The following is an 18503-nucleotide window of genomic DNA, read 5'->3' as shown; positions in this document are numbered from 1 at the left end:
GTCCTCTAGAAGGGACGTCGACACCCGGAGCCCAGAGGCGGTGACCAGCATGGTCGCCGCCTCCCGCCATTTCAGACAGGCGGCCCGGGTGTCGACGAGGGCATCGTCAGATCACGGCACCCGGCCCGCCACCACCGAGATACCAGGAGCGCACCGCCGTGACCATCACCGCCGAGAATCCCACCCAGACCGCTGACCGACGGGTCCTGTCGTACTCGCCGCTGCCGACCCCCACCGAGATCCTCGGTGAGATGCCGCTGGGTGCGGCCCGCGAGGCGCTCGTCGAGCGCAGCCGCGGCGATGTGGCCGATGTGCTGGCCGGCCGCGTTGACCGCCTGCTCGTGGTGGTTGGCCCCTGCTCGGTTCATGACACCGAGGCCGCGCTCGACTACGCCAGGCGCCTCGCCGCCCTGAGTGAGGAGCTCGCCGAGGACCTGCTGATCGTCATGCGCGTCTACTTCGAGAAGCCGCGCACCACCGTCGGCTGGAAGGGTCTCATCAACGACCCGGCGCTGGACGGCAGCTACGACATCCCGCGTGGCCTGCGTACCGCGCGCAAGCTGTTGCTCGACGTGCTCGACCTGGGACTTCCCGTCGGCACCGAGTTCCTCGAGCCGACCAGCCCGCAGTACATCGCGGACGCCGTCTCCTGGGGCGCGATCGGCGCACGCACGACCGAGAGCCAGGTGCACCGCCAGCTCGTGTCGGGGCTGTCCATGCCGGTCGGCTTCAAGAACGGCACCGACGGTGAGGTGCAGGTCGCAGTGGACGGCTGCCGGTCGTCGGCGTCGCGGCACGTGTTCTTCGGCACCGACGCCGAGGGGCGCGCGTCCGTGGTCGAGACCGCCGGCAACAGCGACTGTCACGTTATCCTGCGCGGCGGCACCGGTGGCCCGAATCACGACGCCGAGTCGGTGGCCGCCGCCGTGGCATCGGTCGCGAAGGTCGGGCTCCCGGGTCTGGTCATGGTCGATGCGAGCCACGCCAACTCCGGCAAGTCCCATGTGCGCCAGGCCGAGGTCGTCGGCGAGCTCGCCGATCGGATCGCCGGCGGCGAACAGGGCATCTCCGGTCTCATGGTGGAGAGCTTCATCGAGCCCGGAGCCCAGTCGGTGGAGGCCGCCGAGTTGGTGTACGGCCAGTCCGTCACCGACGCCTGCATCGGCTGGGACACCACCGCCGACAGCCTGCGCACACTCGCCGAAGCGGTGCGAAAGGGTCGCCGCGGATGATCCGATGGTGGTCGAGGCGGCGCTCGGTCGAGGGGACGCCGCGCGGTACTCTGTCCCGCGTGGACGCCTCCTCACCCCTGTACACGTTCTACGAGTCGCGCCTGCGCGCCTCGCTGGACGAGTCGAGGCTGCCCCGCCACATCGCCGTGATGGCGGACGGCAACCGGCGCTGGGCACGCGAGGCCGGGTTCACCGATGTCAGTCATGGCTATCGCGCCGGCGCCACCAAGATCGCGGAGTTGCTCGGCTGGTGCGACGAGCTCGGCGTGGACGTGGCCACGATCTACCTTCTCAGCACCGAGAACCTGGGCCGCGACGCCGCCGAGCTCGAGGAACTGCTCCAGGTCATCGCCGATGTCGTCGACGAGATCACCGGGCCCGACCGCAACTGGGAGGTCCGGATCGTCGGCCGCCTCGAGGTGCTCCCGGAGAAGATCGCCGCGCGGTTGCGCGCCGCCGAGAAGGCGAGCGTCGGACGCCCGGGCTGCAAGGTCAACGTGGCGATCGGCTACGGCGGCCGACACGAGATCGCCGACGCCGCCCGCGACCTCGTCGCGCAGCTCATCGCGGAGGGCCGTACCGGCCAGGAGTTGGTCGATGCCATGACCGTAGAGGGGATCGGCGAGCACCTCTACACCTCCGGTCAGCCCGACCCTGACCTGGTGATCCGCACCTCCGGCGAGCAGCGGCTGTCCGGGTTCCTGCTGTGGCAGAGCGCCTACTCGGAGATCTGGTTCACCGAGGCCTACTGGCCGGCGTTCCGCCGCGTCGACTTCCTTCGCGCGCTGCGCGACTACGGCGCTCGCAACCGGCGATTCGGCCACTGATGTCGGGCGTCGAGTCGGCCGGCGTCCCGGACGCCTTCACGATCCGCGCCGTGTGCGTGGTCGACCAGTTGCTCACCGTGCCCGGCCGCGTGGGTGTCTCGGCGATCGACAAGCGCCCCGTCGAGGGCCCTGTCGCAGTGCGTCGCCTGGGCCTCCACGGCGACATCCAGGCCGACCGCGAGCATCACGGCGGCGAGTGGAAGGCCGTCTATCTGCTCTCGGATTCGGATGTCGAGCAGTGGGAGTTTGAGCTCGGCGGACCCGTCCCGCTGGGCTTCTTCGGCGAGAACCTGCGGGTCACCGGCATCGACACCTCCCAGCTGCAGATCGGAACCGAGCTCGAGGTGGGAACCGGCGGACTGCGCCTGCAGATCACCACGCCGCGCATCCCGTGCCAGACCTTCGCGCACCGCGTCGGTCGCCCGAAGTGGGTGCGCCGGTTCACCGAGGGCGGTCGCCCCGGCGCGTATGCGCGGGTCCTCACCGCCGGCCCGGTGGAGGCGGGGGAGGAGATCCGGGTGGTCACCGTTCCCACGCATGGGGTGACCATCGCGCGGATCCTCGCCGGGGTCGACGACGACGAGGCCCGCCGACTCCTGGCCGAGTTCGATCTCGCCGAACTCGCCCCGAGCCTTGTCCGCAAGCTGGATCCCGCCACGGACGTCAGGCCCCTCGACGCCGATTAGAGCGCCAGGTGATCCCACACGTCGCCGGCGGTGCGCCAGACCTGCGCCGCCTGGTCGTGGCCGAGGTCGGGGAGCCGGAATGCGCCCGTGCCGCCGGCCGAGGTCGCGAACAGGGTGACCAGGCCCGCGCGACGCTGGAACGGGGTGCGGCGGATGTTCCAGCCCAGGATCCCATCCCGGGTGAGGACGTCGGTTCGCCGCATGATCGACCCCTTGCGCAGTGCCACCACACGGTCGGTGACCGCGTGGCCCAATCCGCGGGAGTTGTCGGACGCGATCCACGCCGAGACCGCCCCGGAGACCGCGACCACGGCGACGGGCACCCACCACAGCCATGACCACACCAGCGCCGGCACGAGTGCGAACGCGGTGAGGGCGAGGGTGGTCAGGAGGGCGCGGAGGTGTCGTCGTCGTCGGGCCCGGGGCGGGTGGGCACGTAGCGACCCCGACCCGGGCAGCTCCACCCCGAGCACCGACTCGGCGACCCCGACCGGCACGTCGCGCGGTGAGGCCGGCACCAGGGCGGGGCTCGGCTTGGTCTGGCCGTTCTCGTCGTTGCCGATTCCCACCCCGATCGCGACGACGTCCAGGCGCGCGGCGGCGACCATGCGGAAACCTGGGGGTTCGTGCAGGGTCATACCGCGGATCCGGCTGCCGTCCAGCGTCGTGTGCCGACCCACGAGCAGGCCGCGGCGCATCTCGAGCGAGCCGTCCCGGTGGTGATGCAGGCGCATCGCCCACCAGTTCTCGACGAACAACACCGCCGAGATCAGCGACCCGACCAGCAGGACCGCCAGGATCGCGGCCACGACGAGCAGGGGGATCGGGACGTCCTCGATGCGGCCCCAGACCCAGGACAGTATCTCGGGAACCGCCTGGAACCAGTCGGCCACCTGGAACACCACGCCCACCGCGATGAGACCGAACATGGGGGTCATGAGACTCGCCGGGGCGTAGCGCACCCAGCCCGGATCGACGCGCGCGACCTCGGTGGAGTCCGCCGAGGCGCGATCGGCCAGCAGTCGGCGTCGCAATCCCTCGGCGGCCTGCCGATCGAGCGAGGCCAGGGTGAGGCGTGCTCCGTCGGTCTCGCCGCTGGAGAGCTTCACCGTCGCGATGCCCATCCGTCGCTGGACCACATTCGCCGAGATCTCCACGCTGCGTACCCGGGAGGTGGCGATGGACGTGGTGGTGCTGGCCAAGAAACGGACGCGCCGTTCGACGCGGTGGTCGTCGAGGCGGAAGGTGGTGACGGCGAGGCGGATCGCCTCCATGGCCGCGGTCGATGCGGTGCCGATGACGAGCCCGGCGACACACCACAGCGCGACCCAGCCGGCGCCGAGCCCGCCGAGGACCATGCCGATCGCTGTGGGGATCGCCGCGAGGAGCAGGGCGCCGGCCGCGATGACCGTGCTCGCGGTGATGGTCCGACGGTCCAGACGCTGTGCTCGTGCCGTCATGTCGCGTCCCGCTGGTCGCCCTCGGCGGTCACGGTGAGACGCCGGGCCATCTCCTCGGCCACCTGCGCGTCGAGGGAACGAATCCGGACCGCGCCCTTCGACGACGCCGTGGTCACCACCACCGTCGCGAGACCGAACAGCCGCTCCAGGGGTCCGCGGGTCTTGTCGACGGTCTGCACCCGCGACAGCGGCGCCGCGCGCCACTCCTCCCAGAACAGGCCACTACGGCTGTAGATGGCGGTGTCGGTCTCTTCCCAGCGGTGGATCGACCAGCGCACGCGCGGAACCACCACGATCGCCGCCGCGCCGATCACGAGCCACACCGCGGGGGCGAGCAGCAGCAACGGGCCCAGGAACAACGGGACGACCGAGAGCGCGATCAGCAGGCCGACCACGACCAGGGCGGCCTGCGCTGTCCACCACCTCCGGCAGCGCGGGTCGACGCGGTTGCTCGGCGGGCGGAGTGCGAGAGGCGGTGAGGTCACGGTATCCAAGTTAGGCCTCATGTGCGACGCTGGCAGCATGAGCCTCCTCGGCTGGTACCGGGCCACCGGCGCAGACGTGCCCTTCGGCGATCCGCTCCGAGCACACGGCGTGGACATGGAGGGCTACTTCCTCCGGCTCACGGATTCCGATCGCGGGCGGGTGGTCATCGCGCTGATCGGGGTCAACCGGGGGCCCGAAGGGCAGTGGGCCACGCTCGGGCTGGCCGCGGACGAGGTGCGACTGCCGGTCGAAGCCTGCGGAACGTGGCGGGACGGTGAGGGGCGGTCGTCGTCGATCTTCTCCTCCCTCCGCCTGGCCGCCGCACCCCACGGCTGGGCGCACCCGCACCGCGTCGGGGCCCGGTCCGGGGACCTGTTCGAGTACCGCCACGACGGAATCCGTGTGGACCTGGGCGACGGCGCGCGGCTGCACGTCGACATCACCGACCCCGTCGAGTGGCCGCACCCCGCGGTCGGTGGGTCGAGCATCTTCCAGTCGGTGCCCGCACTCAACCAGTACTGGCACCCCTGGTTGCTGGGCGGGCGCGCACACGGTTGGGCCGAGCTCGACGGCCAGCGCTGGGAGTTCGACGGCGCCGAGGTCTACGGCGAGAAGAACTGGGGCGCGGAGGGATTTCCCGAATCCTGGTGGTGGGGGCAGGCGCAGGCATTCAGCGAGCCTGACACCTGCGTCGCCTTCGCCGGCGGGCAGATCCACTCGGGTCCGCTACGAACCGAGGTCACCGCGCTGGTCGTGCGGTTGCCCGGGGGACGGGTGATCCGGCTGGGCAACCCGGTCGTCTCACCCGTGCGCGCCGAGGTGGGCGACGACGAATGGCGGCTGGCCGGTCGCGGCTACGGCTGGCAGGTGCGCGTGTTGGGGCGGTCGCCGCTCGAGCGTGCGCACGTGCTGCCCGTGCCGCTGCCGTCGCAGGGACGGAATTCCGCCGGCGCGATCGAGCACCTCGCCGGCGAGCTCGAGGTGGAGGTCCGGCGGCGGGGCCGACTGGTGTGGTCGGACCACAGCTACCTGGCCGCGCTCGAGCACGGGGGCCTGGCGCGGGCCGAGGCGGAGCTGCGGCGGCGCGGGGTTCCCGAGGGGGAGACCGGCGCGCCGCCGCGATAGACGGGGCCCGACACTGCTGCTATCAGCGTCAGCTGACGGGCGTGTCCCTGCGCAGGATCAGATAGCCGAGCAGTCCGGCCACCACCGCGATCCCGAGGAAGTACGCGGACCCCGTCATCGCGGTCTGCCGGAGGAACCAGCTACCGATACCGGACCAGCCGACGTCCTGCACGATCAGCAGGACCACCACGCCGAGCAGTGCGAGCAGGACCACCAGGAGCGTCCAGAAGCTCAGGATCGAGGTGCGCCGGAAGACGGCGGCGAACATGAACGTCACGACCATGACCGCCAGCGTCAGGGCGCCGGCCAACAGGCCCCCGCCGACCAGGCCGTTGCTGCTCGTCATGAACGGGGTGTCGAACTGATAGGCGTGGATGCCGAAGCCGTCCGTCACCCGCTCGATCCAGGCGGCCAGAGTGTAGGCCACCCCGAAACCGACCGAGACCGCCACGAACGCCAGGTAGGCGCCCACCACGAACGTCCGGCGGCTGAAACTCAGCGCCATGGCGAACGGCAGCGTCTGCGTGACCGTGTACGCGGCCATGAAGCCGAGAGTCCAGACCGCGGCCTGAGAGGCGCCGCCGTACATCGGCTCCGCGGCGGCGATCCGGTCGCCGGCGGCCGCGTGGATCCACATCGTGATGCCGATCGCGATCGCCCAGACCGTCAGGAACACGAACGCCGGGACGATGATCAGGTTGGTGGGGACGATGAACTGCAGCCGGAACGCCGCCGGGATGCGGGTGGCCCACGAGGTGCGCCGACGCTGTGTGGCCATCGGGGTGTCCAGTGTTGCGGCAGTCATGATGCGACCTCCGAGTCGATGGAGCGAAGTGGGGTGGTCGTTGTCGTCGTCGCTTCTCGCCCGTCCCGGTCGGCACCCACGGTTCCCGACGTCAGGTGCACGATCAGCTGCTGCAGCGACACCGGGAGCACCTCGACGCCCCGGGAGCGAGCCCGTCGCTGCTCATGCTCCTCGAGCGCGCCCAACACGGTGGTACGGGTCAGGCGGCCCAGCGACTCGGTGTGCAGAACCTGCCGGAAGTCCGTCAGCTCGCGGACGGTGTCCGCGGCGCCGATGAGCGTCACGGCCCGACCGCGCAGCGAGTCGACGGGCTCGTCGAGCATGATCCGCCCCTGGTCGATCAGGACCACGTTTTCGATGAGATGGGCGATCTCGTCGATCAGGTGCGAGGACAGCACGATCGTGCGCGGATGCTCGGCGTAGTCCTCCAGTAGCCGGTCATAGAACAGCTGGCGGGCCACGGCGTCCAGACCCATGTAGGGCTCGTCGAAGAACGTCAGCTCGGCGCGGGAGGCGATCCCGATGATCACCGCGACCGCCGACCGCTGGCCGCGCGACATCTTCTTGATGCGGGTCCTGGCCGGGACGCGGAAGTCCTCGACCAGACGGTCGGCCAGGGGCCGGTCCCAGTTGGGATACGCCATGGCGGCGGCCGCGAACGCGTGGCGGGCCAGCGAGTCCTCGATGTACTTCTGGTCCTCGCGTACGAAGCAGATGCGTGGCAGGACCTGCTCGTTCTCGTGCGGGCGCTCACCGAACACGGACACCTGCCCGCCCGTGGGCCAGTCCTGGCCGGACGCGATCGACATGAGTGAGGTTTTGCCGGCGCCGTTACGTCCCAGAAGACCGTGGATGACGCCGGCCTCGAACGAGACGGTCACCGCGTCGAGTGCCGTAGCCGACTTGTGCCTGCGGGTGAGGTCGCGGACCTCGATGGCGTTGTTCATTTACGCCTTCTCCTTCAGCTGGCTGTGGTCAGAGGTGTTTCGGATCAGGTCCACGACGTCCTCCGGGCTCAGTCCGATGGCGCGGGCCTCGTCGAGCATGGGGGAGATGAAGTGATCCGCGAAGCGCTGCTGTCGTTCGGCTCGCAGGAGCTCCCTTGCGCCGTCCGCGACAAACATTCCGAGGCCTCTACGTTTGACGAGGATGCCGCGGTCCACCAGGAGGTTGACGCCCCTGGCGGCGGTCGCCGGGTTGATGCGGTGAAAGCTCGCGAGCTCGTTGGTCGACGGGGCGCGTTCGCCCTCCGCGAGTGAGCCGTCCAGGACCGATGCCTCGACCTGTATGGCGATCTGCACGAAGAGCGGTTTGCCGTCGTCCACGGGCGTCGCCCTCCTCGGGTTAGTGGGTTAGTTACCCAACTAGTGAACCATTTGACCTCGGAGGGCGTCAACGGGTGCGTTGGTGAGATTTCGGGGGCTTTGCGGCGACGACTGGATGCCCGGCGACCGCGCGCGGTCAGGGACGACTGGGCTCGGCGTCGTGGGCGAGTGTTGAGTCGCTGCGGCAGGCCCGCGGCTGGGTGCGTCAGATCTTGCGCAGGCGCAGTCGCTGAATCGAGTGGTCGGAGTTCTTGCGCAGCACGAGCGTCGCCCGCGGCCGGGTGGGCAGGATGTTCTCGACCAGGTTCGGCCGGTTGATCGAGGTCCAGATCTCCCGCGCGGCGAGCCGGGCCGCCTGGTCGGACAGGTCCGCGTAATGCGCGAAATGCGAGTTCGGGTTGGAGAACGACGTGCTCCGCAGTTCGAGGAAGCGTTCGATGTACCACTGCTCGATGTCCTCGATACGTGCGTCGACGTACAACGAGAAGTCGAACAGGTCGGAGACCATGAGCCGCGGCCCGGTCTGCAGCACGTTGAGACCCTCGACGATGAGGATGTCCGGCCGCTTCACCTCGATGTGCTCGCCGGGCACGATGTCGTACTTGGTGTGCGAGTAGACCGGCGCACGCACCAGCGGCGCACCGGACTTGACCTCGGTGACGAACCGCAGCAGCGCCCGCCGGTCGTACGATTCGGGGTAGCCCTTGCGGTGCATGAGGCCGCGGCGTTCGAGCTCGCGGTTGGGGTGGAGGAAGCCGTCGGTGGTGATGAGGTCGACGCGCGGGTGGGAGTCCCAGCGGGTGAGCAGCGCGCGCAGAACACGCGCGGAGGTGGACTTGCCCACCGCGACGGAGCCGGCCACGCCGATCACGAACGGCATCGGTGCGTCGGAGGCCTCGCCGAGGAACAGGTTGGTGGACTGGAACAGTCGCTGCCGGGCCGAAACCTGCAGGTGGATGAGCCGGCTGAGAGGCAGGTAGATCTCCGCGATCTCGTCCAGGTCGAGATGCTCACCCAGGCCGCGCAGCCCTTCGAGGTCCTGTTCGGTGAGCACCATCGGCATGGCGCGACGCAACCGCCGCCAGCTTCGGCGGTCGAACTCCACGTACGGCGTGTAGTCGCCGGCATGTCTGCTCACAACTCGTGATTGTGGCAGGTCTGTACGTGGTAGGAGGCGTGAGGGTCGATGGCACTAAGGTGGACGACGACGATGACGACGACCACACGGTCCGTCACCCGCCACGATTTCGTCCACGGTGTACGCCGACGCGCGAGGAGCAAACATGACCGACCCGAACACCGACGTGTTCTCCGCCTCCCTGTCCGAACTGGATCCGGAGGTCGCCGAGGCGATGGCCGGGGAGCTGGCCCGTCAGCGGGACACGCTCGAGATGATCGCGTCGGAGAACTTCGTCCCGCGTTCCGTACTGCAGGCGCAGGGATCGGTCCTGACCAACAAGTACGCCGAAGGCTACCCGGGGCGCCGCTACTACGGCGGCTGCGAGCACGTCGACGTGGTCGAGAACCTCGCGCGGGACCGCGCCAAGGAGGTCTTCGGCGCGAAGTACGCCAACGTGCAGCCGCACGCCGGCGCGCAGGCCAACGCTGCCGTGCTCATGGCCCTGGCCGCCCCGGGATCCAAGATCATGGGCCTGTCGCTCGCGCACGGCGGGCACCTCACCCACGGCATGAAGCTGAATTTCTCCGGCCAGCTCTACGAGGTCGCCGCCTACGAGGTCGACCCGGAGACCATGCAGGTAAACATGGACACCGTCCGCGAGATGGCGTTGGCGGAGAAGCCGGACGTGATCATCGCCGGCTGGTCGGCGTACCCGCGCACGCTGGATTTCGCGAAGTTCCGTGAGATCGCCGACGAGGTGGGCGCCAAGCTGTGGGTCGACATGGCGCACTTCGCCGGTCTGGTGGCCGCGGGCCTGCACCCGAGCCCGGTGCCGCACGCCGACGTCGTGTCCACGACAGTGCACAAGACGCTGGGCGGGCCGCGCTCGGGCATGATCCTCACCAACGATCTCGAGCTGTTCAAGAAGCTCAACTCCACCGTGTTCCCGGGCCAGCAGGGCGGCCCGCTCATGCACGCGATCGCCGCCAAGGCCACGGCCATGAAGATCGCCGGCACCGAGCAGTTCCGGGAGCGTCAGCAGCGCACCATCGAGGGCGCCCAGATCCTCGCCGAGCGGCTCACCCGGCAGGACTGCAAGGACGCCGGCGTCTCGGTCCTCACGGGCGGCACCGACGTCCACCTCGTGCTGGTGGACCTGCGCGACTCCGAGCTCGACGGCCAGCAGGCCGAGGACCTTCTCCACGAGGTCGGCATCACCGTCAACCGCAACGCCGTGCCGTTCGACCCGCGCCCGCCGATGGTCACCTCCGGCCTGCGGATCGGCACCCCGGCGCTGGCCACCCGAGGCTTTACCGCGGAGGAGTTCCGCGAGGTCGCCGACGTCATCGGCACCGCGCTGGCCGCTGGCAAGGACGCCGACACTGCAGCCCTGCGCGAGCGGGTGACCGCCCTGGCGAAGGCCAAGCCGCTGTACGAGGGCCTCGAGGACTGGAAGATCCTGGGCTGAGTGGACACAGTCCCCACGCCAAGACGAAACCCCCCGCGGTTCATTCGCGGGGGGTTTCGTCGTCCGATGTAGAACTCGGTTCAGTAGCGGGCAGGCTACCGTGTTGGGGTGAACGAGGAGCGCGATCCGGCGCGAGGGGCCCTGTCGGTCGGCTATGTCCCGGGGGTACAGCCCGACAAGTGGCTGGCCCGTTGGCGCGAGCGCCGGGGCGACGTGCCGGTCACCGCGAGGCGCGTGGGTGATCCGCGGGCGACTCTCGCCGCGGAGGCGGGCGCCGAGGGGTTCGACGTGATCTTCTTCCGTGAGGCCGCCGACGCGCCCCGGTCGGCGCCGACCGGGCTGCTGCGGGTGCCGCTGTACACCGAGACGATGTCGGTGCTCGCCGAGAAGGAACACGAGATCGGCGCGTTCGACTCACTGAACGCCGACGACCTGGCGGGGGAGCGGTGGCTCGATCCCCTCGACACGATCACCGCGACCCCGGATGAGGTCTCTGCTGCCGTGGACCTCGTGGCGGCGAATGTGGGGCTGCTCGTCCTGCCTCTGCCGTATGCCCGCGCGTTGAGCCGGCGGGACGTGGTGGTCCGTCCACTCGACGGCGTCCCGGCGACCCGGATGGGGGTGGCGTGGTCCGCGACGCGGGAGGGGGACGAGCTCATCGACGAGTTCGTGGGGATCGTTCGCGGGCGCTCCGCGGCCAGTTCGCGTGGCGGGGCGGAGCCGCCGCGCGAGAAGCGTTCGGCCCGCGAGAAGTCCGCGGCCAAGGCTCGGGCGCGGGCGGAGCGAGCCGGCCGGGGCGAGAAGAGCGGCCAGGGCGGCGCGTCCGGCCGCGCGGGTCAGCCGGGTCGGGCCAAGGGGCGTCGCAGCCGCTGATCGGCCCTGGCCGGACGCGGTTCAGGCCTCCTTCGCGCCGACCATCGCCCGCGCGTATCCGAGGTGCCGGGCCACCACGTCGTCGGCCGTCAGCGGCCCGCCGGGTCGATACCAGGAGGAGATCGAGACGCACAGGGAGGCGATGGCGCGCGCCGCGTCCTCGGGGTGGCGACAGGTGAAGTCGCCGGCGTCCACTCCCGCGCGGATCGCGTCCTCGATCATCGTCTGTTGGGCGTCCCGCTGCGAGATGTGATGAGCCCGGACGTCCGGGTCCATGCTGCGCATCTCGGTGGACGCCACGAAGGCGTGATCGCGCCGGGCCATGTGAAAGCGGGCGAGGCATTCCACGATGTTGGCGAACCGGGTGGCGGGGGCGTCGCCGGCGTCCTCGGCCGCCGCGGCGGTGTGCGTCAGCATCTCGGCCATCGCCGCATCGACCAGGGCTGCGAGGATCGCCTGCTTGGACTTGTAGTGGTGGTACAGCCCGGGAACGGACAGGCCGGCGGCCTCGGCGATCGTCCTGATGGAGGCACCGTGATAGCCGTGCCGGGCGAAGACGCCGAGGGCGGCCCGCAACGGTGGTGTCAGCTCGTCGGTCCCGAACTCGCGCCAGTTGTCCATGAGTTCATTCTCCTTGATCCCCGGGACGTCCCGGCCCCCGCGCTTGACACCGGATGTGGTGTGGGCAACACTATCTCACACCGAGCGATCGATCGGTCGGGATAGTGCTGAGTCGGAGACGAAAACGGAGGTCGAGGATGAGCCGTACGGACTCGCGCCCATGGCAGGAGATGTACCGCCCGGGGCTCGACGAGGAAGTGGTCGCCCGACCCACGACGTTGATCGCCGCGTGGGCTGAGCGGGTCGACGCCCACCCGGACGGGGTCGCGATCGCCTACTTCGACGCCGCCCTCACCGCACGCGAGGTCGATGCCAGGGCGGACGCCCTGGCCGCCGGTCTCCAGAATCGCGGTGTGGGCACCGGGGACCGTGTCGGCATCCACCTGCAGAACATCCCGCAGTACGCACTGGCGATGCTCGCACTGTGGAAGATCGGCGCGGCGGCGGTGGTCCTCAACCCGATGTACTTCGGCCGCGAGCTCCGGCTTCCCGTCGAGGACTCCGGCGCGATCGGGGTGATCGCCACCGACCGTGACGTGCCCGCGATCCGCGAGGCCGTCGTCGGAACCGAGGTGGGCTGGATTCTCAGCACGAGCGAGCGCGACCTGCAGAGCCGCGACGATCCCCGGATGTTCACCGACGAGAGCCGGGCCCCGGCGTCCGAGGACGGCGACCTGGTCGAGCTGATGACGCGGTTCGCGGGCAGGGTCCCGGCGCCGGTCGAGATCGTGCCCGATGACCTGGCGCTGCTCACCTATACCTCCGGCACCACCGGTCCGCCCAAGGGCGCGATGAACTCGCACGCCAACGTCGTGGCGGTGGCACGCAGCTTCGCCGACTTCGTGGACGTGGCCCCGGGGGACGTGGTTCTGGCGATCGCCCCGCTGTTCCACATCACCGGCGCGGTGATCAACGCGACCCTCGGGTTGATCACGGACACCACCCTGGTCTTCGCCGGACGCTTCCGTCCCGAGATCGTCCTCGACGCCTTCCGGGAACACGGGGTGACGTTCACCATCGGCTCGATCACCGCCTACAACGCGCTGATGCGACTGGACGAGGCCGGACCCGAGCACTTCGCCGCCGTCAAGGCCCTCTACAGCGGCGGTGCACCCATCCCTCCGTCGACGGTCGACCGCTTCGCCCAACGGTTCGGCCACTACATCCACAACGGTTACGGGATGACCGAGACGACCTCCGGCGTCATCGCGGTGCCGCCGGGCCGGAGTGCACCCGTGGACCCCTCCAGCGGGACCCTCTCGATCGGCGTGCCCCTGCCCGGCATCGCCGCCGAGGTCGTCGGACCGGACGACCGCCCGGTCCCGCCGGGCGACCAGGGCGAACTGGTGCTCGCCGGCCCGCAGATCGTCTCCGGGTACTGGCGCAACGAGGAGGCCACCGCGTCCACCATGCCCGGGGGTCGTCTGCACACCGGCGACGTCGCCGTCATGGACGCCGACGGCTGGGTCTACCTCGTGGACCGGCTCAAGGACCAGATCAACTCCTCCGGCTACAAGGTGTGGCCTCGTGAGGTCGAGGACGCGCTCTACGAGCACGACGCGGTTTTCGAGGCGGCGGTGGTCGGGCTCGCCGACGAGTACCGCGGCGAGAAGGTCGTCGCGTTCGTCTCCCTCAAGGCGGGCTGCACCGCGACCTCCGACGAGTTGGCCGCCTTTGCCGGCGAGCGGCTCGCGGCCTACAAGCGGCCCGCCGAGGTCCACGTCGTGGGCGAGTTGCCCAAGACCCAGACCGGAAAGATCCGGCGTCGCGAACTCCGCGACGCACACACGCCCTGATGTCCCGCCCCGAACCCTCACCCACCCTCACCCCATCGAAGGGAACCGACATGGCTGATGCCACAGTCCGTCCAGAAGTCCCCGGGCAGCCCACCGCGCCCGTGACGGCCACCAAGAGCCCCGGCGCCCTCAAGTCGCTGGCCGCGAGTACCACCGGCCAGCTGTTCGAGTGGTACGAGTGGACCGCCTACGCGGTGTTCGCCCCGTTCATCGCCGCCGCGATGTTCAACAATGACAACCCGGTCTCGGCGCTGCTCGCCACCCTGGCCGTCTTCGCCGTCGGGTTCCTCATGCGTCCGTTGGGCGGCATCGTCTTCGGCCGTATCGCCGACGTCAAGGGACGCAAGCACGTCCTGATCGTCACCATGCTGATGATGGCCGCGGCGAGCCTGCTGATCGGACTGCTGCCCACCTACGGGACGATCGGTGTCTTCGCATCCGCCCTCCTGCTGCTCTGCCGCATGGTCCAGGGCTTCGCGCACGGCGGTGAGTCCGCCACGGCGTACAGCTACGTCGCCGAGATCGCGCCGCCGCACCGCCGCGGGATGTGGGGCAGTCTCGTCTTTGTGGCCATCATGGGCGGCACCGTGATCGCCTACGGCATCGGCGGCGGCATCACCGAGCTGCTCAGCGAGTCGGCCGTCGGCTCGTGGGGCTGGCGCGTGCCGTTCCTGCTGGGCGCCGTGTTCGCTCTGTTCGTGCTGTACCTGCGGTCCGGCATGGAGGAGTCCGAGGTGTTCGACACCGCCGAGGCCGCCGAGGCCGCCGACAGCGCCGCCGCGGCCACGGGAGCCGGGTCCGACGCCGGTTCCGCCGTCGTCACCACGTTCTCCCGCGGTCGCCTCGCTCGCGCCATCGCCCTCGTCGTGACCATGGTCTCGGGCATCACGGTCGCCCACTACACCTGGAGTTCGTACGCGTCCACGTTCGCCATCACCCAGCGCGACATGGACTCCGGCTCCGCCTTCTGGATGATCTTCGCCAGCCAGCTCATCGCGCTGTGCACCCTGCCGCTGTGGGGCCTGCTGTCGGACCACATCGGCCGCCGTCCGGTGATCTTCATCTTCGCGGTGGGCACCATCGTCACGACCCCCTTCCTCATGGGCATGATCGACGACCGCCCGTGGACCCTGTTCGTGGCCTCGCTCATCGCCATGACCCTGGTCGCCGCGGCCGGGTCGATCCTGTCCTCGTTCATGTCCGAGGCGTTCCCCACCAAGATGCGCACGGCCGGGATCGGGTTCGCGTACTCGCTGTCCGTCGCGGTGTTCGGCGGAAGCGCTCCCTATCTCAACGCCCAGTTCATCCAGTGGGACCTGTACTGGCTGATCAGCGCGTACATCATCGTGCTCTGTGTCTGCACCATCATCGCCACGGCCATCATGAAGGAGACGCGGGGCGACAACCTGCACACGGTCGGCCGCGGCTAGTCGCGCCCGAACCGGCCACACATCCGTCCATCGACCGCGAGGATCGTAGTTCATGACCACTTCCCAGACAGACACAGAGTCCGAGGGGCTGCCCGTCGACGAGTTGCTCCGGCCCGACGTGGTGGGCCCCAAGATCGCGGAGGCGACCGGTGAGAAGGCCTGGACCGAGTTCGAGGCCGAGCTCATCGCCGGTGGCAAGTCCAACCTCACCTTCACCCTGCGTTCGGACGCCGGCGAACTCATCCTGCGCAGGCCGCCCACCGGCGAGCTGCTGCCCAGCGCCCATGACATGGGTCGCGAGGCGCGGATCCAGATCGGGTTGGGCGACACCGACGTCCCGGTCGCGCAGGTGGTGCTCAACGATACCACCGGCGAGGACCTGGGCGTGCCGTACTACGTGATGGAGAAGGTGGTCGGCCACGTCATCCGCGACGCGTTGCCGCCGGGCTTCGCCGAGTCCGACGACGACAAGGCGGCCATGGCCGACGCGCAGATCGACGCTCTGATCGCGCTCCACGCGGTGGATCAGAACGCAGTGGGCCTGGCCGATCTCGGTCGCCCGGACGGCTACCTCGAGCGGCAACTGCGCCGGTGGCTCGGGCAGTCCGAGAAGGCGGTCGACTCCGTCCGGGCCGATCGGCTGCCCGAGCTGGCGGCCCGGCTCGGGGAGAGCATGCCCACCTCGCCGTCGTCGCGGATCATCCACGGCGACTACCGCCTGGACAACTACGTCGTGGCGCCCAACGACCCGGGCCGTATCCTCGCGATCCTGGACTGGGAGCTGTCCACGCTAGGCGATCCCGTCGCCGACCTCGCGCAGACGGTCCTGTACTGGGGCGACCCGGACGGGCCCGAGGTGCCGCTGATCCCCAGCATCACCACCGAGCCCGGGTGGCCGGGGCCGCAGCGGTTGCTCGACCGCTACTGCGCGGCCACCGGCACCGACCCGTCGTACATGCCCTGGTACCTCGCGTTCGCCACGTTCAAGTTCGCGGCGATCGCCCAGGGCGTGGCCACCCGTTCGCTGGCCGGCGACATGGCCGGTCAGGACTTCGGCGACATCGGTCCGCAGATCCGCGACCTGGTCGACCACGGCCACTCGATCCTCGACTCCCGGAAGGGGACCAACTGATGACCGACTCCGACACCGCGAGTTCACCCGCAGTGCCCGCACCTGTCGATCCCCGCACCGGGCCGCAGACCGCGGTGCCCGTGCTGGACCGGTTCCGGATGGACGGTCGCGTCGTGGTGGTCACCGGGGCCTCGTCCGGACTCGGTGCCGGGTTCGCCCGCGCGCTGTCCTCGGCGGGGGCCACCGTCGTGCTGGCCGCCCGCCGCAAGGAACGGCTCGAGGCGCTGGCCGAGGAACTGCGCTCGCGCGGCGCGGTGGCCTCCACCGTGGCCTGCGACGTGGCCGACCCCGATTCGTGCGCCGAGATGGTCCGCGCCGCTATGGCCGAGCACGGTCGGATCGACGTGCTGGTCAACAATGCCGGCCTCGGCACGGCCGTGCCCGCGCTCAAGGAGAGCCCCGAGCAGTTCCGCTCGGTTGTGGACGTCAACCTGGGCGGGGCGTTCTGGGCTGCCAAGGAGTGCGCCGCGGTCATGGGCCCGGGCTCGAGCATCGTCAACGTGGCCAGCGTGCTGGGCTTGACCGCCGGCTTCGCACCGCAGGCCGCCTACTCGGCCACCAAGGCCGCCGTCATGGGCCTGACCCGGGACCTGGCCTCGCAGTGGGGCGGCCGTCGCGGCATCCGGGTCAACTCGCTCGCACCCGGCTACTTCGCGTCAGAGATGACCGACGAGATCCCCGAGCAGATGCTCGCCGACATCACAGGCAGCACGATCTTCGGCCGTCTCGGCCTCCAGCCCGAGCTGGACGCCGCCCTGCTCTTCCTCGCCTCCGATGCCGCATCGTTCGTCACGGGCACCACGCTCGTGGTGGACGGCGGCATGACTATGCACTGAACCGACTCTGCATTGAACCAGCCACCTGAAACAGGAGTAGTGCCAATGGAATTCGCACACAGCCAGCGCAGCCTCGAGCTGCAGGAGAACATGTGGGAGTTCATGCGCGAGCATGTCTTCCCGGCCGAGCCCGTGTGGAAGGAATACCTGCGCGAGCACGGTGACAACGCCTACCCGCCCGTCATGGAGGACCTCAAGACCGAGGCCCGACGGCGCGGGCTGTGGAACCTCTTCCTGCCCGAGTGGTCGGGGATCTCCAACCTCGAGTTCGCCGCCGTCTCCGAGATCACCGGCTGGTCGCCGGTCATCGCCCCCGAGGCCATCAACTCGCAGGCCCCGGACACCGGGAACATGGAGACCTTCCACCTGTTCGGAACCGACGAGCAGAAGGCCACCTACCTGGAGCCGCTCAAGGCCGGCACCATGCGCTCGGCGTACGTCATGACCGAACCGGACGTGGCCTCCTCCGATGCCACCAACGTGCAGACCGTCATCCGCCGCGAGGGCGATGAGTACGTGATCAACGGCCGCAAGTGGTGGATCACCGGCGTGGCCGACACCCGCTGCGAGATCCTCATCGTCATGGGCAAGACCGACCCGGAGGCGGACACCCACCGCCAGCAGTCGATGGTGCTCGTGCCGCGGGACACCCCGGGCCTGACCATCGAGCGCAACCTGCCGCTGTTCGGCTACCAGGACCAGCACGGGCACTGCGAACTGGTGTTCAAGGACGTCCGCGTGCCGGTGTCCAACCTGCTGGGGGAGGAGGGCGCGGGGTTCGCGATCGCCCAGGCCCGTCTCGGGCCGGGACGTATCCACCACGCGATGCGGGCGATCGGCATGGCGGAGCGGGCGCTGGCCCTGATGGTGGATCGTGCCAAGTCGCGTCACGCGTTCGGCGGCTACCTGTCCGAGCAGGGTGTGGTGCAGGAGCACATCGCCAACTCGCGCATCGAGATCGACCAGGCGCGCCTGCAGGTGCAGCACTGTGCCTGGATGATCGACACCGTGGGTGCCAAGGACGCGCGCTTCGAGATCTCCGCCATCAAGGTGATCGCCCCGCAGGTCGCCTGCGCGGTGATCGACCGGGCGATCGAGATCTTCGGTGGCGCCGGGGTCTCGGACGACACGCCGCTCGCGTACTTCTATGCGTGGGCGCGGGCGCTGCGGATCGTCGACGGCCCGGACGCCGTGCATCGCCGCACCATCGCGCGCGGTGAGCTGCGCAGGACCCCGCCGTACATCGGCTGAGAACAGTCCACCGCCGACACACGGCCAATA

General features: G+C 69.8%; 18 protein-coding genes. 11 read left to right on the top strand and 7 right to left on the bottom strand.

The annotated features are described in order from the left end of the window. Positions 1-158: 158 nt before the first annotated feature. The 3 genes from ACWGLC_RS13150 to ACWGLC_RS13140 are packed head-to-tail and all read left to right on the top strand — an operon-like array spanning position 159 to position 2745. Complete coding sequence (locus ACWGLC_RS13150) at positions 159-1232, top strand: 3-deoxy-7-phosphoheptulonate synthase (protein WP_452100304.1); 1074 nt, start codon at positions 159-161, stop codon at positions 1230-1232. A 59-nt stretch (positions 1233-1291) separates the two neighbouring features. Next, a complete protein-coding gene (locus ACWGLC_RS13145; RefSeq protein WP_452100303.1) occupies positions 1292-2059 on the top strand; it encodes an isoprenyl transferase in 768 nt (255 codons plus the stop codon). Next, positions 2059-2745 (top strand): MOSC domain-containing protein, encoded by a 687-nt coding sequence (locus ACWGLC_RS13140; protein WP_452100302.1) that lies wholly within the window; start codon positions 2059-2061, stop codon positions 2743-2745. Before ACWGLC_RS13145 ends, ACWGLC_RS13140 begins: the two co-directional genes overlap by 1 nt. On the opposite strand, the gene ACWGLC_RS13135 is transcribed toward ACWGLC_RS13140, so the two are convergent. Both ACWGLC_RS13135 and ACWGLC_RS13130 read right to left on the bottom strand, forming a co-directional pair. Further along, complete coding sequence (locus tag ACWGLC_RS13135) at positions 2742-4205, bottom strand: PH domain-containing protein (protein ID WP_452100301.1); 1464 nt, start codon at positions 4203-4205, stop codon at positions 2742-2744. The genes ACWGLC_RS13140 and ACWGLC_RS13135 overlap by 4 nt on opposite strands. Further along, entirely contained in the window at positions 4202-4690 is a 489-nt protein-coding gene (locus ACWGLC_RS13130; protein ID WP_452100300.1) for a PH domain-containing protein, read from the bottom strand. Before ACWGLC_RS13130 ends, ACWGLC_RS13135 begins: the two co-directional genes overlap by 4 nt. A gap of 37 nt (positions 4691-4727) precedes the next feature. Between ACWGLC_RS13130 and ACWGLC_RS13125 the strand changes: the two genes are divergently transcribed. After that, positions 4728-5816 (top strand): tocopherol cyclase family protein, encoded by a 1089-nt coding sequence (locus ACWGLC_RS13125; RefSeq protein WP_452100299.1) that lies wholly within the window; start codon positions 4728-4730, stop codon positions 5814-5816. 28 nt (positions 5817-5844) lie between these two features. On the opposite strand, the gene ACWGLC_RS13120 is transcribed toward ACWGLC_RS13125, so the two are convergent. From ACWGLC_RS13120 to coaA, 4 genes are all read right to left on the bottom strand, one after another. Then, positions 5845-6621, bottom strand: coding sequence for a hypothetical protein (locus ACWGLC_RS13120; protein WP_452100298.1), 777 nt, complete (start codon positions 6619-6621; stop codon positions 5845-5847). Then, positions 6618-7568 carry an ATP-binding cassette domain-containing protein gene (locus ACWGLC_RS13115; protein WP_452100297.1) on the bottom strand — a complete coding sequence of 317 codons (951 nt, stop codon included), beginning with the start codon at positions 7566-7568 and terminating at the stop codon, positions 6618-6620. The genes ACWGLC_RS13120 and ACWGLC_RS13115 overlap by 4 nt, the downstream gene beginning before the upstream one ends. Further along, a complete protein-coding gene (locus ACWGLC_RS13110) occupies positions 7569-7946 on the bottom strand; it encodes a GntR family transcriptional regulator (protein ID WP_452100296.1) in 378 nt (125 codons plus the stop codon). 205 nt (positions 7947-8151) lie between these two features. Beyond that, positions 8152-9084 carry a type I pantothenate kinase gene (gene coaA / locus ACWGLC_RS13105; RefSeq protein ID WP_230930668.1) on the bottom strand — a complete coding sequence of 311 codons (933 nt, stop codon included), beginning with the start codon at positions 9082-9084 and terminating at the stop codon, positions 8152-8154. 145 nt (positions 9085-9229) lie between these two features. Between coaA and glyA the strand changes: the two genes are divergently transcribed. Both glyA and ACWGLC_RS13095 read left to right on the top strand, forming a co-directional pair. Continuing rightward, positions 9230-10534 carry a serine hydroxymethyltransferase gene (gene glyA / locus ACWGLC_RS13100; protein WP_452100295.1) on the top strand — a complete coding sequence of 435 codons (1305 nt, stop codon included), beginning with the start codon at positions 9230-9232 and terminating at the stop codon, positions 10532-10534. 108 nt (positions 10535-10642) lie between these two features. Next, entirely contained in the window at positions 10643-11407 is a 765-nt protein-coding gene (locus ACWGLC_RS13095; protein WP_452100294.1) for a LysR substrate-binding domain-containing protein, read from the top strand. A gap of 21 nt (positions 11408-11428) precedes the next feature. Here ACWGLC_RS13095 and ACWGLC_RS13090 read toward each other — a convergent pair whose 3' ends face one another. Next, positions 11429-12028, bottom strand: a complete 600-nt coding sequence (locus ACWGLC_RS13090; RefSeq protein ID WP_452100293.1) for a TetR/AcrR family transcriptional regulator — start codon at positions 12026-12028, stop codon at positions 11429-11431. Between the two features lie 170 nt (positions 12029-12198). On the opposite strand from ACWGLC_RS13090, the gene ACWGLC_RS13085 reads away from it, so the two are divergent. The 5 genes from ACWGLC_RS13085 (at position 12199) to ACWGLC_RS13065 (ending at position 18473) form a co-directional block, all read left to right on the top strand. Continuing rightward, positions 12199-13824 (top strand): class I adenylate-forming enzyme family protein, encoded by a 1626-nt coding sequence (locus ACWGLC_RS13085; RefSeq protein WP_452100348.1) that lies wholly within the window; start codon positions 12199-12201, stop codon positions 13822-13824. A 50-nt stretch (positions 13825-13874) separates the two neighbouring features. Next, positions 13875-15254, top strand: a complete 1380-nt coding sequence (locus ACWGLC_RS13080) for an MFS transporter (protein ID WP_452100292.1) — start codon at positions 13875-13877, stop codon at positions 15252-15254. Between the two features lie 52 nt (positions 15255-15306). Then, positions 15307-16386: a phosphotransferase family protein gene (locus tag ACWGLC_RS13075; protein ID WP_452100291.1), complete on the top strand. Its 1080-nt coding sequence runs from the start codon at positions 15307-15309 to the stop codon at positions 16384-16386. 74 nt (positions 16387-16460) lie between these two features. After that, a complete protein-coding gene (locus tag ACWGLC_RS13070; protein WP_452100347.1) occupies positions 16461-17222 on the top strand; it encodes an SDR family NAD(P)-dependent oxidoreductase in 762 nt (253 codons plus the stop codon). A 45-nt stretch (positions 17223-17267) separates the two neighbouring features. Beyond that, the gene (locus tag ACWGLC_RS13065) at positions 17268-18473 is read left to right on the top strand and encodes an acyl-CoA dehydrogenase family protein (RefSeq protein ID WP_452100290.1); all 1206 of its coding nucleotides are present in this window, start codon (positions 17268-17270) and stop codon (positions 18471-18473) included. Positions 18474-18503: the final 30 nt, after the last annotated feature.

It is taken from the genome of Dietzia sp. NPDC055877 (assembly GCF_053615975.1).
Note: the sequence above shows the minus strand (reverse complement) of the source record. Positions and strands in the feature narration are given on the sequence as shown.

Excerpts from the sequence above, each read along its gene's own strand:
- glyA (WP_452100295.1), top strand. The coding sequence starts at position 9,230 with ATGACCGACCCGAACACCGACGTGTTCTCCGCCTCCCTGTCCGAACTG.
- ACWGLC_RS13065 (WP_452100290.1), top strand. The coding sequence starts at position 17,268 with ATGGAATTCGCACACAGCCAGCGCAGCCTCGAGCTGCAGGAGAACATG.
- ACWGLC_RS13140 (WP_452100302.1), top strand. The coding sequence starts at position 2,059 with ATGTCGGGCGTCGAGTCGGCCGGCGTCCCGGACGCCTTCACGATCCGC.
- ACWGLC_RS13125 (WP_452100299.1), top strand. The coding sequence starts at position 4,728 with ATGAGCCTCCTCGGCTGGTACCGGGCCACCGGCGCAGACGTGCCCTTC.
- ACWGLC_RS13135 (WP_452100301.1), bottom strand. The coding sequence starts at position 4,205 with ATGACGGCACGAGCACAGCGTCTGGACCGTCGGACCATCACCGCGAGC.
- ACWGLC_RS13115 (WP_452100297.1), bottom strand. The coding sequence starts at position 7,568 with ATGAACAACGCCATCGAGGTCCGCGACCTCACCCGCAGGCACAAGTCG.
- ACWGLC_RS13085 (WP_452100348.1), top strand. The coding sequence starts at position 12,199 with ATGTACCGCCCGGGGCTCGACGAGGAAGTGGTCGCCCGACCCACGACG.
- ACWGLC_RS13075 (WP_452100291.1), top strand. The coding sequence starts at position 15,307 with ATGACCACTTCCCAGACAGACACAGAGTCCGAGGGGCTGCCCGTCGAC.
- ACWGLC_RS13120 (WP_452100298.1), bottom strand. The coding sequence starts at position 6,621 with ATGACTGCCGCAACACTGGACACCCCGATGGCCACACAGCGTCGGCGC.
- ACWGLC_RS13080 (WP_452100292.1), top strand. The coding sequence starts at position 13,875 with ATGGCTGATGCCACAGTCCGTCCAGAAGTCCCCGGGCAGCCCACCGCG.
- ACWGLC_RS13090 (WP_452100293.1), bottom strand. The coding sequence starts at position 12,028 with ATGGACAACTGGCGCGAGTTCGGGACCGACGAGCTGACACCACCGTTG.